The following is a 12,903-nucleotide window of genomic DNA, read 5'->3' on the forward strand; positions in this document are numbered from 1 at the left end:
TCAACCCTCCTTCGCGGGCGTTGGAGCCGATTGACCGCTGTCTTTCAACGCCTTGGTCACTTCCGGCGGCATGTACTTCTCATCGTGCTTGGCCAGCACTTCATCGGCCACCACCACGCCATCGGCATTGAGCTTGCCCAGGGCGACGATGCCCTGCCCTTCGCGGAACAGGTCCGGAAGGATGCCGCGATAGGTGATGGTCACGGATTTGTTGAAGTCGGTGACGACGAACTTCACGTCCAGCGAGTCGCCGGAGCGCTGCAAGGAACCGGCCTCGACCATGCCACCGGCGCGGATACGCGTGTCATGGGGGGCTTCGCCGTTGGCGATCTGGGTCGGTGTGTAAAACAGGTTGATGTTCTGCTGCAGGGCGCTCAGGGCCAGGCCGACGGCAGCGCCGACCCCGACCAGGATAGCGAGAATGATGATAAGACGCTTTTTGCGCAGCGGATTCACTTGCCGTTCTCCCGGCGCAAACGACGCGCCTCTTGTTGCAGATACCGCTTGCGGGCCAGGATCGGCGCCGCCACGTTGAGGGCCAATACCGCCAGGCAGATGCCATAGGCTGACCAGACATACAGGCCATGATGACCCATGGCGATGAAGTCGCCGAATGAAGCAAAACTCATCGAGCGACCTCCAGGCTGTTTTCCACTTCGGCCTTGACCCAACTGGCCCGGGCTTCGCGCTTGAGCACTTCAAGACGCATGCGCAGTAGCAGGACCGCACCGAAGAAACAGTAGAAACCCAGCGCCGTCAGCAGCAATGGCAGCCACATCTCGGCTGGCATTGCCGGCTTTTCGGTGAGGGTGAAAGTCGCGCCCTGGTGCAGGGTGTTCCACCACTCCACCGAGTATTTGATGATCGGGATGTTGATCACGCCGACAATTGCCAGCACCGCACAGGCCTTGGCCGCGCTGTCACGATTGCTGATCGCGTTGCCCAGCGCAATGAGACCGAAGTACAGGAAAAGCAGGATAAGCATGGACGTCAGGCGTGCATCCCAGACCCACCACGAGCCCCAGGTCGGTTTGCCCCAGATCGCCCCGGTGACCAGCGCAACCGCCGTCATCCAGGCACCGATGGGCGCCGCGCATTGCAGGGCGACGTCGGCCAGTTTCATCTTCCACACCAGCCCGACGATGCCGCACACCGCCAGCATCACGTAGATGGACTGCGCCAGCATGGCGGCCGGAACGTGGATATAGATGATGCGGAAGCTGTTGCCCTGCTGGTAGTCCGGCGGCGCGAAGGCCAGGCCCCAGACCACGCCAACGCTGATCAGCAGCAACGCCGCGACGCTCAGCCAGGGCAGCATTTTGCCGCTGATGCCGTAAAACCATTTGGGCGAGCCGAGCTTGTGAAACCACGTCCAGTTCATACTGTTTCCATCACGGTTGCTCTTTACTGTGAAGAGCCAGGGTCTTTACTGGTCAAAAAATAACCAGACCTCATTATTCGCCGACGCTGATCTTCAGGCCAGCAGCTATTGCAAAAGGTGTCAGGGTTATCGCCAGGGCGGTCAGGCTACCAAGCCACAGGAGATAACCGGTCGCCGGCATTCCCTGCAAGGCTGCCTGCAAGGCGCCACTGCCAAGGATCAATACCGGGATGTACAACGGCAGAATCAGCAGGGCCAGCAACAGGCCACCGCGCTTCAAACCGACCGTCAGCGCCGCACCCACTGCACCGAGCAGGCTCAGTACCGGTGTACCGAGCAGCAACGAAAGCAGCAACACCGGCAGACAGGCGGCAGGCAAACCGAGCATCAGCGCCAGCAAGGGTGCCAGCAAAACCAGTGCCAGGCCGGAAAAAGCCCAGTGTGCCAGCACTTTGGCCAAAACCAGAAGAGCCAAGGGGTGCGGCGAAAGGACCCACTGCTCAAGCGATCCGTCTTCGAAATCACTGCGGAAAAGCCCGTCCAGCGAGAGCAGAACCGATAAAAGTGCCGCCACCCAGACCAACCCCGGAGACAAGGTTTGCAACAATTGAGACTCAGGTCCGACGGCCAGCGGGAACAGCGAAACGACGATCGCAAAGAACACCAGCGGATTGGCCAGCTCCGCCGGACGACGGAACAGCAGACGCGCCTCGCGGGCGACCAACAGGCCGAACACACTCATACGGCCCAGCTCCCCAGATCGATATCGCGATAACCGGCCGGCATCCGGCTCAGCGTGTGATGAGTGGTCAACACCACCATGCCGCCGCGTTCGCAGTGGCCGGCCAGGTGTTCTTCGAGTTGCGCCACGCCCTGCTTGTCGAGGGCGGTAAAGGGTTCATCGAGGATCCACAGCGGCGGGCTATCCAGATACAGACGCGCCAGCGCGACGCGGCGCTGTTGACCGGCAGACAGGGTGTGACAAGGCACATCCTCGAATCCGCGCAGTCCGACCGCAGCCAGCGCCTGCCAGATCGCCTCCTGGGTCGCCGGATGATGCAAGGCGCACAGCCAGCTCAGATTCTCTTCCGGCGTCAGCAGATCCTTGATCCCGGCGGCATGGCCGATCCACAGCAGGTTGCGCGCCAGTTCGCCGCGTTGCTCGTTCAGCGGCTGGCCGTTGAGCAGCACTTGACCGGCGGTTGGCTGCATCAGCCCCGAGAGCAGGCGCAACAGGCTGGTCTTGCCGCTGCCATTGGGGCCACTGATTTGCATCATTTCGCCACCGGCCAGTCTCAAATCGAGATTTTCGAAGAGCAGCCGAAGGTCTCGCTCACAGGCAAGGGCAACGGTTTGCAGGACAGGACTGGTCAAGGGATCACGGGCCTTATACGGTTCAAGTCGGCACTGGCGCGGCCGTTAAAGAGATGCAGCATAGATGCAATGACGTCTTGTTCTAGAGAGCTGCGTCAAACAATTGCAAAGTTTTCGCCATTTTTGGATACAACGGCGCGGCATTATACATGCCAGGCCCTACTCTAAAGAGTGCATTTTCCTCAGGTTGTGACCGCGTATGACAGGCGAAATGAACATCCTCCCGCTGCCGCAGGCCCTCCCGGCGACCTCACGCCCGCAGGTGCTCAGCGGTGAGTTGCTCAAGCTGCTGACGCCGGTGGAGGGGCTGATCAGCGTCGGTCAAACCGCCCAGGCCGAAGTGTTGTCGCTCAAGCAGGCGGATCAGACTTTCCAGATGCTGCTCAAGGTCACCCTCGACAGCGGCCGCCAGACCACGGTCCAGACCACCGGCAATCAACCGCTGGCCCTGGGCACCACGCTGGTCGTCACCCAGCCCTCGGCCGGCAACCTGGCCGTGACGGTGCAACAGGCCATCGCCTCCAGCGTCGCCACCCTCACCCGCCTCGACACCGCGCAACTGCCCGTTGGCACCTTGCTGCAGGGCAAGGTACTGACCTCGCAAGTGCTGCCGCAGGTCCCCGGCCAGCCCATGGTGTTTCGCTCGATGGTGAGCCTGCTCAACACCGCGTTGAGCGGCAGCACCCTGAGCATCGACAGTCCGCAGCCCTTGCGCATCGGCACCTTGTTGAGCGCGCAGGTGCAAGACAGCCAGACATTGAAATTCGTACCACTGAGCAGCCGCCAGGAACAACTGACGGTCACCCGGCAACTGGTCGACCAGCAAAGCCGCCAAGGCTCGCTGGATGGCTTGCTCAAACTCCTGCAGAACCTTCCACCCTCGGACCAGACCTCCACCGAACTGCACAGCGCCGCTGCCCGATTGCTCTCCGGCCTGCCGGATGTCCAGCAACTGAGCACCCCCAAGGGCCTGGCCCTGGCGCTGGCCAGCAGTGGTGCGTTCCTCGAAAGCAGACTGCTGAACGGGCAAAACCCGACACTCGCGCCGGACATGAAAGGCGACCTGCTCAAACTGGTTGCGCAGTTGAGCCAGGGCTTGCCCGCCCACACCAACTTCGGCGCGACCATCGCCGCCAATACCCTGGCCCAGGCGATGCCGAATTTCGTCCGCAATGCCCTGGGGATGCTCGGTCAGGTCAGTGCCAAACCGTCGCCGAGCGGTTTCCCGCTGCCCGAACGCCTGCTGCAAAGCGCCGAGGGTGAAGACGACCTCGAACACTTGCTACGCCTGGCCGCCGCTGCGGTTTCACGCCTGCAAAGCCATCAGCTGTCGAGCCTGGAACAAACCGGTGTCACCGCCGATGGACGACTGATGAGCACCTGGCAAATGGAAATCCCGATGCGCAACCTGCAGGACATCGTGCCCTTGCAGGTCAAGTTCCAGCGCGAGGACGCCCCCGAGAAAGAACAGCCAAAGGAGCGTCGCGAAGAACGCGAACCCAAGCAACAGCTGTGGCGAGTCGAACTGGCCTTCGCCATGGAGCCGTTGGGCCCCCTGCAAATCCAGGCGCAACTGATCAAGGGCAGCCTCTGCGGCCAGCTCTGGGCCGAACGGCCGTACACCGCCAGCCTGATCGAAAACAATCTGGCCGGGCTGCGTGACCGCCTGGTGTCCGCCGGCCTGAACGTCGGCGACCTGGACTGCCACCTCGGCAGACCACCCCAAGGCCCCCAAACCCGCCTCGAACAACGCTGGGTCGACGAAACCGCATGAAAAACCCCAACGCCCCGCGCCAGGCCATCGCCCTCAAATACGACGGCACCCAAGCCCCCACCCTCACCGCCAAGGGTGACGAAGAACTGGCGGAAGAAATCCTGCGAATCGCCCGCGACTGCGAAGTGCCGATCTACGAAAATGCCGAGTTGGTGAGGCTGCTGGCGCGTATGGAACTGGGGGACAGCATTCCGCAGGAGCTGTATCTGACGATTGCCGAGATCATTGCGTTTGCGTGGAATTTGAAGGGGAAATTTCCGGTGGGGCAGGATCCGGATGCGCTTATAGTGGAGAAGGATGTAACGGATCGCGGGGACGACTATTGATCAATGCTGAAACAGAGACAAGCACATACCCCACACATCTGTTGATTACCATTACGTATTGCTAACAGAAAACCTGCTTGCGTAAAAAATCGACACTTCCTCTGAAAGAAAACCATTTAAAGCGGCTCTCGCAAGCATATCCCCCAAACCCGTTGCGAATTTAAACCCATGCCCGGAGCACGCAGAAACATAAAACACGCCTGGCAATTCCACTGACTCACCGACTATAAACGACTCATCCTGACTCATCGTATATATGCACTTCTTAGATGCAAATGGAATCGAATTCAAACCGGGAAATATCCGCTCGACACAAGCAGATATTTGCTCAATATCACTATCCTTTACCGGCTGGAGGTGCGTACTAGCATCAAACCTGAGTTGTTGGTAATTATGAAACCCAATTTTTACTCCTGGCTCTTCCGCACCGATCTCCGGTGTACCATAAAGCAGGCGCCCGTCTGGCAATTGATACAAAAAAGCGGGGAATCCCTTTAAAAAATCCAAATCCCCCTTGGATTTCGGTTTAAACCAGTAAACAGGTACACTTTTAGGTTGCAGCAATCCCGAGAGATCGCTAATGAGGGAGGCACCTATAGCAGCGCCTGTCGACAGGACAACTCGTTCCGTGTAGACAAGCTCACCCCTATCCAACTGCACCGCCAAACCCTGCGAGGTTTTAACAATACTCGTCACTGAAGTTCCAAATCGGACTTCAGTTCCGTTCCTGACAGCCACATTAAGCATATGTAACTTTGAATCATCCGCTGCAATAGTGTATGCAGCGTGTTCATAAACCGCTTCCATCCCCTCAAGAATGTGAAACGCGGGGAAAAACTCAGCAATCCGCTCCGCAGAGAACAACGCATGATTGATGTTACCCTGCTGAGCGGTAGCCGCACTTTTTGGCACGACACCCGAAGCAACGGGCCCAACAAAAAGCCCTCCAGTTTGAAAAATCAGACGCCTGCTACAAGTTCTGTCAAGCTCGCGCCACAACTTATCTGACTGTGAAAGCAAAGGCAGGTAAGACTGACCTTCCCAATAAGCACGCCTAAAAATCCGGGAGGCGCCATGCGATGATCCCGACAGATTTATAGGTGCACCTGAATCGACGCCAAGTACGTTGCACTCAGAGCACGAAAGCCTCCAAAGCGAAGCACTTCCAACAACACCTAGGCCAATTACGACGACTTTGTATTTATTCTTCATCTTGCCCCCCACCACTACAAAAACACAGTTTTTTTAGAATTGGTTCGAACACAACTACTAACAGCCCAATGATTACGACTAAAAGAGCCATTACAGTTACTGGAGAAGCAGCTTGCTTGTAAATCATCGTCGCCACAAAAAACTGCGTGAGTGGCAATACAAACTGGGACAAACCCATAGACATTACAGAAAGTCTTTTAGCTGAAAACGAAAATAGCGCTAACGGAATAATTGATACGACACCACAACTAAAAACAAGAAGCGTGCGCCACAAGCCAAAATCATCGGGAATCGCCAAGCCGAGATCTGAAAATATAAAAAACAAAGTGCAAAAAAAAGAAAGCACAAGAGATTCTAACAACAAACCACTAAAAACATTCAAAGATGTCATTTTTTTCAGGCACGAATAAAAGCCCCAAGCCAGACCGATACCTAGATAAACTCTTATATCAAGATCATTACTCAACACGAAAAGACTTACCACACTGATCAGCATCATCAACACGGCCACGGCTTTGAACACAGTGACTGGCTCTTTATAAACAATGATACCAATCGCGATACTTAAAATTGGCGCCACCAGATAACCGAGACTGCTTTCAAGTACCCGACCGTGGACAGATGCCCATATGAACGTCCCCCAGTTGATCGCTATCAATATGGCTGCAGCGGCATGTATAAATAACAGTCTAATATTGATTTGAGCAAAAAGTGGTCTTAGCTCCCGACCAACGTACACGACAAGAAATACCGTCAGCAAGGATAAGTAAACCCTATAACTGAGCAACGCCAACGCACTCAAAGATCCAATATACTTCCAGAAAACTGAAGACAGACCCAATAGCACATTTGCCAACACCCCACTGAGCGCACCGATTAAAAAATGTCGACCGCTATTTGAAGGCGGCATCTTCCTACCGCTCCCACAAAGTGATTTCAACTATTTCATAAGACCATATTATTTTTCCATCCTCTTGCATACTGCAATAGGCTTCACCCTTCCTTGTCCAACTCATTACTTCATCAACCAAAAGATTTTGTATCCGCGCCCAATCTTCGGTATAAAAAAGCAATGGAAAGTCATGTCGCTCCAAAAGCCTACAATCGATCACGTATTTTTCTGCATGCAACTCCTCAAGCCTGTTCATTACCTGCCGGATTCCAACTAATGAATTCAGGCCTATTATGACCTTGCCACCATCGCTCAAGTGACCTGGCAATTCTTCAAAAAACCTCTCCAATGTTCTATCACCATAAAACATGGAATCGATTGGAAGCCCTTCTACACCCCCTGTTTTTTTGAGAGCCGTTAGAAAGGAAGCAGAAGGCGTTCTCCAGCCAGGCGCATTAAACAAAATAACATCGTATTTTTCTGCCCCACCTGAAAGACCTTGAAAAAGATCGCCGAATGTAAATTCGATAGAATTCACTCCAAAATTACATAACTCATTCCTCCGCGCTACAAAAACCGCTTCCTTGGAGATATCTGTGGCGGTCACGGACTTAACACCCATTCCTTTCAGCAAAAAAGAATGCACACCACTCCCAGTCCCAAGATCCAAAAACCTGCCATTCGTGCACTCTTTACTTAAATAGCGAATCAACAGCGACCCAAACGCCAATCCGGCGAGACTGACTTTAAAAACCCCAGGCTCATCAATAAGTTTGAAACAATGACCCATTCCAAAATAAACATTGTATGAATCACCACTCACACCAGTGTTACTGACTCGATTAACTTTTGACCACGATTGCTCACCACTCATAACAACCCCCTTTTTTCACAAAGCACTACTTACCTAACTCTACCGACCGATTGGCAGCAGCTGATAAAGCCAGCGCAACAGTCCCATTTAAGTCATTCCGTTCAAAAACCTGAATAGCCTGCTCAGTTGTCCCGCCTGCCGTTTGCACCTCCTCACATAATTGCATCGACGATTTACCAGTCGACCTCATCAACAATGAAGTCCCGTATAACAACTGCGTACAAACTTGCCTGGCAACCTCGGAACCAAATCCCTCATTCTCCGCATACTGCTGTATTGCGTTAGCAAAATATGCGACCAGTGCCGGACCACCTCCCGCTAGTGCAGTGGCTGAATCCATCAGGCCTTCATCATCAACTTGTACATAGATCCCGATCGCGCCGAAAACTATCTGCGCAGCTGCAATCAAATCACTGCCAGCATTTTCTTGAGCATAGTAAATAGTAATTCCTTCCCGCACCTCCGATGCCGTGTTTGGAATCGAACGGATGAATTGTGCATGACCTAAAGTCTTGCACAGCGCTTTAGTCGTAACGCCAGCCATTACGGATATGACCGGCCCAACGTGAGAAAGCAGTACCTGATTATCCAAAATTGCATTTTTAAATCGCTGAGGCGGGACAGCTAAAACAACAATATCAGCGCAATCAATATTTTCAATCCGTTCACTCACCTCGAAACCACAGGCCGCGAGGTATGCGGCTTGACTCGCGTTATTTTCAATTGCCCTTAGATGGCTAGATCCATATCTCTCTCTTAAGCCGAACAATATTGCGCTACCCATATTACCAGCGCCCAGAATATGAATTTTTTCCATAAATTCACTCCTTTCTTTTATCGATTTTTTTGCCCCTCCCTTCACCCACGAAACAAACTTAGATAATTATGTTTTCACCTGTCAACGCACAAACGACAATTCCATAATCACCAACGCAAACAAGTCGTTAAAAAACGGCCTTTGCTGTAGGAAATATCACACTTGATCATGTAGGACTTAGTTGGCTGCAACTGTCTATTCAGGACTTTTAAAAGTAGGACTTAATCTTCCTAAAAAGGAATTTCCTTGAATCATTCTGCAACACTCAAAATGAGCAGCTCTATCTACCATCCAATTAATCATCTGGTAACCACTTTGGATCACCCCCCAATCACTTGGCAAACCGCCCCTGCCCTCAAGGCCAAGGGCGCCGAAGAACTCGCGGAAGAAATCCTGCGAATCGCCCGCGACTGCGAAGTGCCGATCTACGAAAATGCCGAGTTGGTGAGGCTGCTGGCGCGCATGGAGCTGGGGGGGGAAGTATTCCGCAGGAGCTTTATCTGACGATTGCCGAGATCAATGCGTTTGCGTGGAGTTTGAAGGGGAAGGTTCCGGCGGGGCAGGAGCCGGCTTGCCGGCGAACAAGGCCTTGAGTATTGCACCGATCATTCAGCCGCCTTCGCTGGCAAGCCAGCTCCTACAAAGCGTAAAAGCTTGAGACTGCGACCGATAATCAATCCATTGATAAGGCCAGCCCCCAGTGCCGACCATGCTGTCATCGGTAATGCATTGACCATTTCCGGAAACATCGCTGCCTGATAGCCAAGGTAGTAACGCCATGCAAAGAAGCCCCAATACACCACCAGTACCTTGACCGTACCGCCCAACTCCAACGTTTCGCCCACGCACTTCACATTCGTGTACGAGTAAAAACGCAATGCGAGCAACCATCCTGCCAATAGCCCGAGGACGTAGGCCGAGAGGGGAATGACTATAGCTTGGGAGAGATTCAGCGAAGCCAGGGACAGGGTCACGAATATCACCGGTGTGATCTGCAATGACCTTTTCGACACCTGATGCTTGAAGCAGGCAACGACACCGTAATAAGTCAGGATCAGAAACACCGCATAAACCCACAACGGTGTACCACGCAAAATGTCGATCATAAGCCTCCTTGGCACTGCATATTTTGAACAAGATGATCAAACGACTGATGGTGGATCACAAGATAGACGAATCCGAGAAAGCTATCGGCGGGGACTACGACGGCGTAATACCCGCCTGAGGATAGAGAGGACTGCGTCGGATCGCGGTGACGAGCGGCATGGTGAAGACAGTTGCTCCCAAGGGGACAGAGGTGGTCCCGGATTTTGTGAACGACATCGAACCATTGTAGGAGCGAGCCTGCTCGCGATGGACTCAAGTGCGACGCGTTCATTCAGAATGCCCGCGTTATCGTTGACGTCCATCGCGAGCAGGCTCGCTCCTACAGGTAACTAGTTCTTGTGCACTTTGCTCATCAACTCCGCCTCAGCCTGGGTCAAGCCGCAGGACTGGGTGAGTTCGTCGACGCTGGCGCCCATCCCGACCAATCGTGCTGCCTGGGCAAACGACAGGCTGGTCGGGTCGCGCTGTTCCAGCTGAGCGAGTTTGTCCGGCAACGGCGCAACGATCGCCCGCAGTTCATGCAGGTCTTCGCCCATGCGCACGTTGCCGTTCTGGTAGTTGTCAACGCGTTTGCCCAGGTCCTTGATGCGCTGGTCGCGCTGCGCATCGCCCTGGGCCTGTTGCGCGGCGATCTGCTTCTGGGCGCGAATGTACGCCAGGAACATTGCCAGCGTGCCTGCCCAGAACAGGAACAGGACAATGACCGCAACCTCGAGAATCAATCAGATACTCTCCAGTTCCGACCATTCTTCTTCGCTCATCATCTTGTCCAGCTCGACCAGAATGAGCAATTCGTTGTTCTTGTTGCACACGCCTTGAATGAACTTGGCGGACTCTTCGTTACCCACGTTCGGCGCGGTTTCGATTTCCGACTGACGCAGGTAAACCACTTCGGCCACGCTGTCGACCATGATCCCGACAACCTGCTTGTCGGCTTCGATGATGACGATACGGGTGTTGTCGCTGATCTCGGCATTCATCAGGCCGAAGCGCTGACGGGTGTCGATCACGGTGACGACGTTGCCGCGCAGGTTGATGATGCCCAGCACGTAGCTCGGGGCACCCGGGACCGGGGCAATTTCGGTGTAGCGCAGGACTTCCTGGACGCGCATCACGTTGATGCCGTAGGTCTCGTTGTCCAGCTTGAAGGTGACCCATTGCAGGATCGGATCTTCGGAACCTTTTGCCGCCGTTGCCTTGTCATTCATACCCTGACCCCTCAAGAAACCGCCCTGGCGGTGTGTGTTCCGTGCAACGCCATCGAGTGACGTCGCCTGTTGTTTATTTGATGTTTGTCGGTTTGTGGTTCGGCTTGCTGCCGGACATGTGCTTTGCCCCGCCACTGGCGATCAACTCGGCCAACGAGGCGACGTCGAGCAAGGCGCACATGTGTTCAATCACCGTGCCGGCGAGCCATGGCCGCTGACCTCGATGACTTCTCCATTTGATTTCATTCGGGTCCAGGCGCAACGAGCGGCTGACCTGATGCACCGCCAGGCCCCATTCATAGCCCTGGACCGAAATCACGTATTGCAGGCCCTGCTTGAAATCGTCGCGGTAACGGTCGGGCATGACCCAACGCGCGGTATCGAGCACCTTGAGGTTGCCGGCCTGGCTCGGCAGGATGCCCAGGAACCATTCCGGCTGGCCGAACAAGGGCGTCAGCTCGTGACCGGCCAGGGAATAGATCGATCCCAGGCACACCAACGGCACCGCCAGGGTCAAGCCGGCGACATCGAACAGCAGGCATTCGAAAGGCTCGGCGGCCCAGGACGGACGACCCTCGGTGTCCACCGGTGGCGGCGTATTGCTCGGTGGCAGATGCACTTCGACGACGGGCGGCACAAGTACCTGAGGCTCCTCGATAACAGGAGTCTCCAGCACTTCGGCCTCTTTAATCGGCGCCACCAGGGTTTGCAACAGCGGAGCGATGGTCGATACCGGTGCCATAACGGGTTCCGGTGCATCGATCACGACGACGGAAGTCCTGGCCAAAGGCGCAGTCACCGCAGTGGCTGCTCCCGCGGTTTGCTGCGCATCCCGGGCCTGTTCTTCGAGCACCGCCGCCTGGAACTCGTCCAGCACGCCTTGCTCTTCGACGACGCTCAGCGCTTCGACAACCTCGGCCATCTCCTCGGTTGCGTCTTGCAGCAAATTATCCAGATACGACTGCAACGCCAGTTGCGGGCGCGATGTTGTCTTTACCAGTCGATTCATGAGCGCTCACCTGTAGGAGCGAGCTTGCTCGCGATGAACCTGAGAGCGCCACGGGGTGCCAGGTTTCCCGCGTCATCGTTGACGACCATCGCGAGCAGGCTCGCTCCTACAGGGATCGAGGTCATGTCAGGCCACCTGCGCAACAAGTTGCGCCGCCAGCAGATGCTTGAGCAACGCACGGTAGGCGAGAACGCCACGGCTCCTGCCATCGAACTGCGAAGGCGTCAGCCCGGCGCGACTGGCATCGCGCAGACGCGTGTCCACCGGGATGTAGCCTTGCCAGATTTCGTCGGGGAATTTGTCGCGCAGCACGCGCAAGGTGCCGAGGGACGCCTGCGTGCGGCGGTCAAACAGGGTCGGCACGATGGTGAATGGCAATGCCTGTTTGCGCGAGCGGTTGATCATCGCCAAGGTGTTGACCATGCGCTCGAGGCCCTTGACCGCCAGGTGTTCGGTCTGCACCGGGATCACCAGTTGCTGGCTTGCCGCCAAGGCATTGACCATCAGCACGCCGAGCAAGGGCGGGCTATCGATCACGGCGTAATCGAAGTCCTGCCACAGTTGCGCCAGGCTCTTGGCAATCACCAGGCCCAGACCGCTCTGCCCCGGCGACTGGCGCTCGAGGGTGGCCAGCGCGGTGCTGGACGGCAACAGGGAAATTCGTTCGTCGCTGGTCGACAGCAACAGTTGGCCCGGCAGGCCTTGCGGCACGTTGCCTTTGTGCAGGAACAGATCGTAGTTGCTGTGTTCCAGGCTGTCGGGATCGTAGCCGAAGTAGCTGGTCATGGAGCCGTGGGGGTCGAGATCGACCACGACCACGCGCTTGCCCGCCTCGGCCAGCAACCCGGCTAAAGCGATGGAGGAAGTGGTTTTACCGACACCACCCTTTTGATTGGCGACTGCCCAGACTCTCATTCGGATTGTTCCTC

The 12,903-nt window shown here is 55.5% G+C and carries 16 protein-coding genes and 1 pseudogene; 3 read left to right on the forward strand and 14 right to left on the reverse strand.

The features are described from left to right. The 5 genes from ccmE to ccmA form a co-directional block, all read right to left on the reverse strand. Window positions 1-456 (reverse strand): cytochrome c maturation protein CcmE, encoded by a 456-nt coding sequence (gene ccmE, locus KW841_RS08980; protein WP_007980760.1) that lies wholly within the window; start codon window positions 454-456, stop codon window positions 1-3. Beyond that, window positions 453-629 (reverse strand): heme exporter protein CcmD, encoded by a 177-nt coding sequence (ccmD, locus tag KW841_RS08985; RefSeq protein ID WP_007980758.1) that lies wholly within the window; start codon window positions 627-629, stop codon window positions 453-455. Before ccmD ends, ccmE begins: the two co-directional genes overlap by 4 nt. Continuing rightward, on the reverse strand, window positions 626-1,381 hold the full coding sequence (locus tag KW841_RS08990; protein WP_007980756.1) for a heme ABC transporter permease: 756 nt from the start codon (window positions 1,379-1,381) through the stop codon (window positions 626-628). Before KW841_RS08990 ends, ccmD begins: the two co-directional genes overlap by 4 nt. Window positions 1,382-1,454: 73 nt before the next feature. Beyond that, window positions 1,455-2,123 carry a heme exporter protein CcmB gene (ccmB, locus tag KW841_RS08995; RefSeq protein ID WP_007980754.1) on the reverse strand — a complete coding sequence of 223 codons (669 nt, stop codon included), beginning with the start codon at window positions 2,121-2,123 and terminating at the stop codon, window positions 1,455-1,457. Further along, window positions 2,120-2,755, reverse strand: coding sequence for a cytochrome c biogenesis heme-transporting ATPase CcmA (gene ccmA / locus KW841_RS09000; RefSeq protein ID WP_218475332.1), 636 nt, complete (start codon window positions 2,753-2,755; stop codon window positions 2,120-2,122). The genes ccmB and ccmA overlap by 4 nt, the downstream gene beginning before the upstream one ends. A 199-nt stretch (window positions 2,756-2,954) precedes the next feature. Between ccmA and KW841_RS09005 the strand changes: the two genes are divergently transcribed. Then, the gene (locus KW841_RS09005; protein WP_218475333.1) at window positions 2,955-4,529 is read left to right on the forward strand and encodes a flagellar hook-length control protein FliK; all 1,575 of its coding nucleotides are present in this window, start codon (window positions 2,955-2,957) and stop codon (window positions 4,527-4,529) included. Further along, window positions 4,526-4,855 carry an EscU/YscU/HrcU family type III secretion system export apparatus switch protein gene (locus tag KW841_RS09010; protein WP_218475334.1) on the forward strand — a complete coding sequence of 110 codons (330 nt, stop codon included), beginning with the start codon at window positions 4,526-4,528 and terminating at the stop codon, window positions 4,853-4,855. Before KW841_RS09005 ends, KW841_RS09010 begins: the two co-directional genes overlap by 4 nt. 51 nt (window positions 4,856-4,906) lie before the next feature. On the opposite strand, the gene solA is transcribed toward KW841_RS09010, so the two are convergent. Genes solA through KW841_RS09030 form a run of 4 tightly spaced genes read right to left on the reverse strand, consistent with a single transcriptional unit; the run spans window position 4,907 to window position 8,650 of the window. Beyond that, a complete protein-coding gene (gene solA, locus KW841_RS09015; RefSeq protein ID WP_218475335.1) occupies window positions 4,907-6,067 on the reverse strand; it encodes an N-methyl-L-tryptophan oxidase in 1,161 nt (386 codons plus the stop codon). Then, window positions 6,057-6,977, reverse strand: a complete 921-nt coding sequence (locus tag KW841_RS09020) for an EamA family transporter (RefSeq protein ID WP_218475336.1) — start codon at window positions 6,975-6,977, stop codon at window positions 6,057-6,059. The genes solA and KW841_RS09020 overlap by 11 nt, the downstream gene beginning before the upstream one ends. 4 nt (window positions 6,978-6,981) lie before the next feature. After that, the gene (locus KW841_RS09025; protein ID WP_218475337.1) at window positions 6,982-7,833 is read right to left on the reverse strand and encodes a methyltransferase; all 852 of its coding nucleotides are present in this window, start codon (window positions 7,831-7,833) and stop codon (window positions 6,982-6,984) included. Window positions 7,834-7,858: 25 nt separating this feature from the next. Continuing rightward, complete coding sequence (locus tag KW841_RS09030; protein ID WP_218475338.1) at window positions 7,859-8,650, reverse strand: pyrroline-5-carboxylate reductase; 792 nt, start codon at window positions 8,648-8,650, stop codon at window positions 7,859-7,861. Between the two features lie 246 nt (window positions 8,651-8,896). Between KW841_RS09030 and KW841_RS09035 the strand changes: the two are divergent. After that, window positions 8,897-9,243, forward strand: a pseudogene (locus KW841_RS09035) (EscU/YscU/HrcU family type III secretion system export apparatus switch protein). 12 nt (window positions 9,244-9,255) lie between these two features. Here KW841_RS09035 and KW841_RS09040 read toward each other — a convergent pair. The 5 genes from KW841_RS09040 to KW841_RS09060 all read right to left on the reverse strand — a co-directional run bounded on the left by KW841_RS09040 (window position 9,256) and on the right by KW841_RS09060 (window position 12,889). Next, complete coding sequence (locus tag KW841_RS09040) at window positions 9,256-9,756, reverse strand: hypothetical protein (RefSeq protein ID WP_218475339.1); 501 nt, start codon at window positions 9,754-9,756, stop codon at window positions 9,256-9,258. A gap of 330 nt (window positions 9,757-10,086) precedes the next feature. Further along, window positions 10,087-10,479: a DUF2802 domain-containing protein gene (locus KW841_RS09045; RefSeq protein WP_007980743.1), complete on the reverse strand. Its 393-nt coding sequence runs from the start codon at window positions 10,477-10,479 to the stop codon at window positions 10,087-10,089. Then, entirely contained in the window at window positions 10,480-10,965 is a 486-nt protein-coding gene (locus tag KW841_RS09050) for a chemotaxis protein CheW (protein ID WP_007980742.1), read from the reverse strand. It abuts the gene before it with no gap. A 73-nt stretch (window positions 10,966-11,038) separates the two neighbouring features. After that, window positions 11,039-11,974: a CheW domain-containing protein gene (locus KW841_RS09055; RefSeq protein WP_218475340.1), complete on the reverse strand. Its 936-nt coding sequence runs from the start codon at window positions 11,972-11,974 to the stop codon at window positions 11,039-11,041. A 126-nt stretch (window positions 11,975-12,100) separates the two neighbouring features. Then, complete coding sequence (locus KW841_RS09060; protein ID WP_218475341.1) at window positions 12,101-12,889, reverse strand: ParA family protein; 789 nt, start codon at window positions 12,887-12,889, stop codon at window positions 12,101-12,103. Window positions 12,890-12,903: the final 14 nt, after the last annotated feature.

Origin of the sequence: Pseudomonas sp. PDM28 (assembly GCF_019219115.1) — a bacterium.
GTDB classification, from domain to species: Bacteria; Pseudomonadota; Gammaproteobacteria; order Pseudomonadales; family Pseudomonadaceae; genus Aquipseudomonas; species Aquipseudomonas laurylsulfatiphila.

Coding starts and splice junctions, on each gene's coding strand:
- KW841_RS09030 (WP_218475338.1), bottom strand. CDS start 8,650: ATGGAAAAAATTCATATTCTGGGCGCTGGTAATATGGGTAGCGCAATA.
- KW841_RS09060 (WP_218475341.1), bottom strand. CDS start 12,889: ATGAGAGTCTGGGCAGTCGCCAATCAAAAGGGTGGTGTCGGTAAAACC.
- ccmB (WP_007980754.1), bottom strand. CDS start 2,123: ATGAGTGTGTTCGGCCTGTTGGTCGCCCGCGAGGCGCGTCTGCTGTTC.
- solA (WP_218475335.1), bottom strand. CDS start 6,067: ATGAAGAATAAATACAAAGTCGTCGTAATTGGCCTAGGTGTTGTTGGA.
- KW841_RS09050 (WP_007980742.1), bottom strand. CDS start 10,965: ATGAATGACAAGGCAACGGCGGCAAAAGGTTCCGAAGATCCGATCCTG.
- KW841_RS09055 (WP_218475340.1), bottom strand. CDS start 11,974: ATGAATCGACTGGTAAAGACAACATCGCGCCCGCAACTGGCGTTGCAG.
- KW841_RS09010 (WP_218475334.1), top strand. CDS start 4,526: ATGAAAAACCCCAACGCCCCGCGCCAGGCCATCGCCCTCAAATACGAC.
- KW841_RS09020 (WP_218475336.1), bottom strand. CDS start 6,977: ATGCCGCCTTCAAATAGCGGTCGACATTTTTTAATCGGTGCGCTCAGT.
- KW841_RS09040 (WP_218475339.1), bottom strand. CDS start 9,756: ATGATCGACATTTTGCGTGGTACACCGTTGTGGGTTTATGCGGTGTTT.
- KW841_RS08990 (WP_007980756.1), bottom strand. CDS start 1,381: ATGAACTGGACGTGGTTTCACAAGCTCGGCTCGCCCAAATGGTTTTAC.
- ccmD (WP_007980758.1), bottom strand. CDS start 629: ATGAGTTTTGCTTCATTCGGCGACTTCATCGCCATGGGTCATCATGGC.
- KW841_RS09025 (WP_218475337.1), bottom strand. CDS start 7,833: ATGAGTGGTGAGCAATCGTGGTCAAAAGTTAATCGAGTCAGTAACACT.
- KW841_RS09005 (WP_218475333.1), top strand. CDS start 2,955: ATGACAGGCGAAATGAACATCCTCCCGCTGCCGCAGGCCCTCCCGGCG.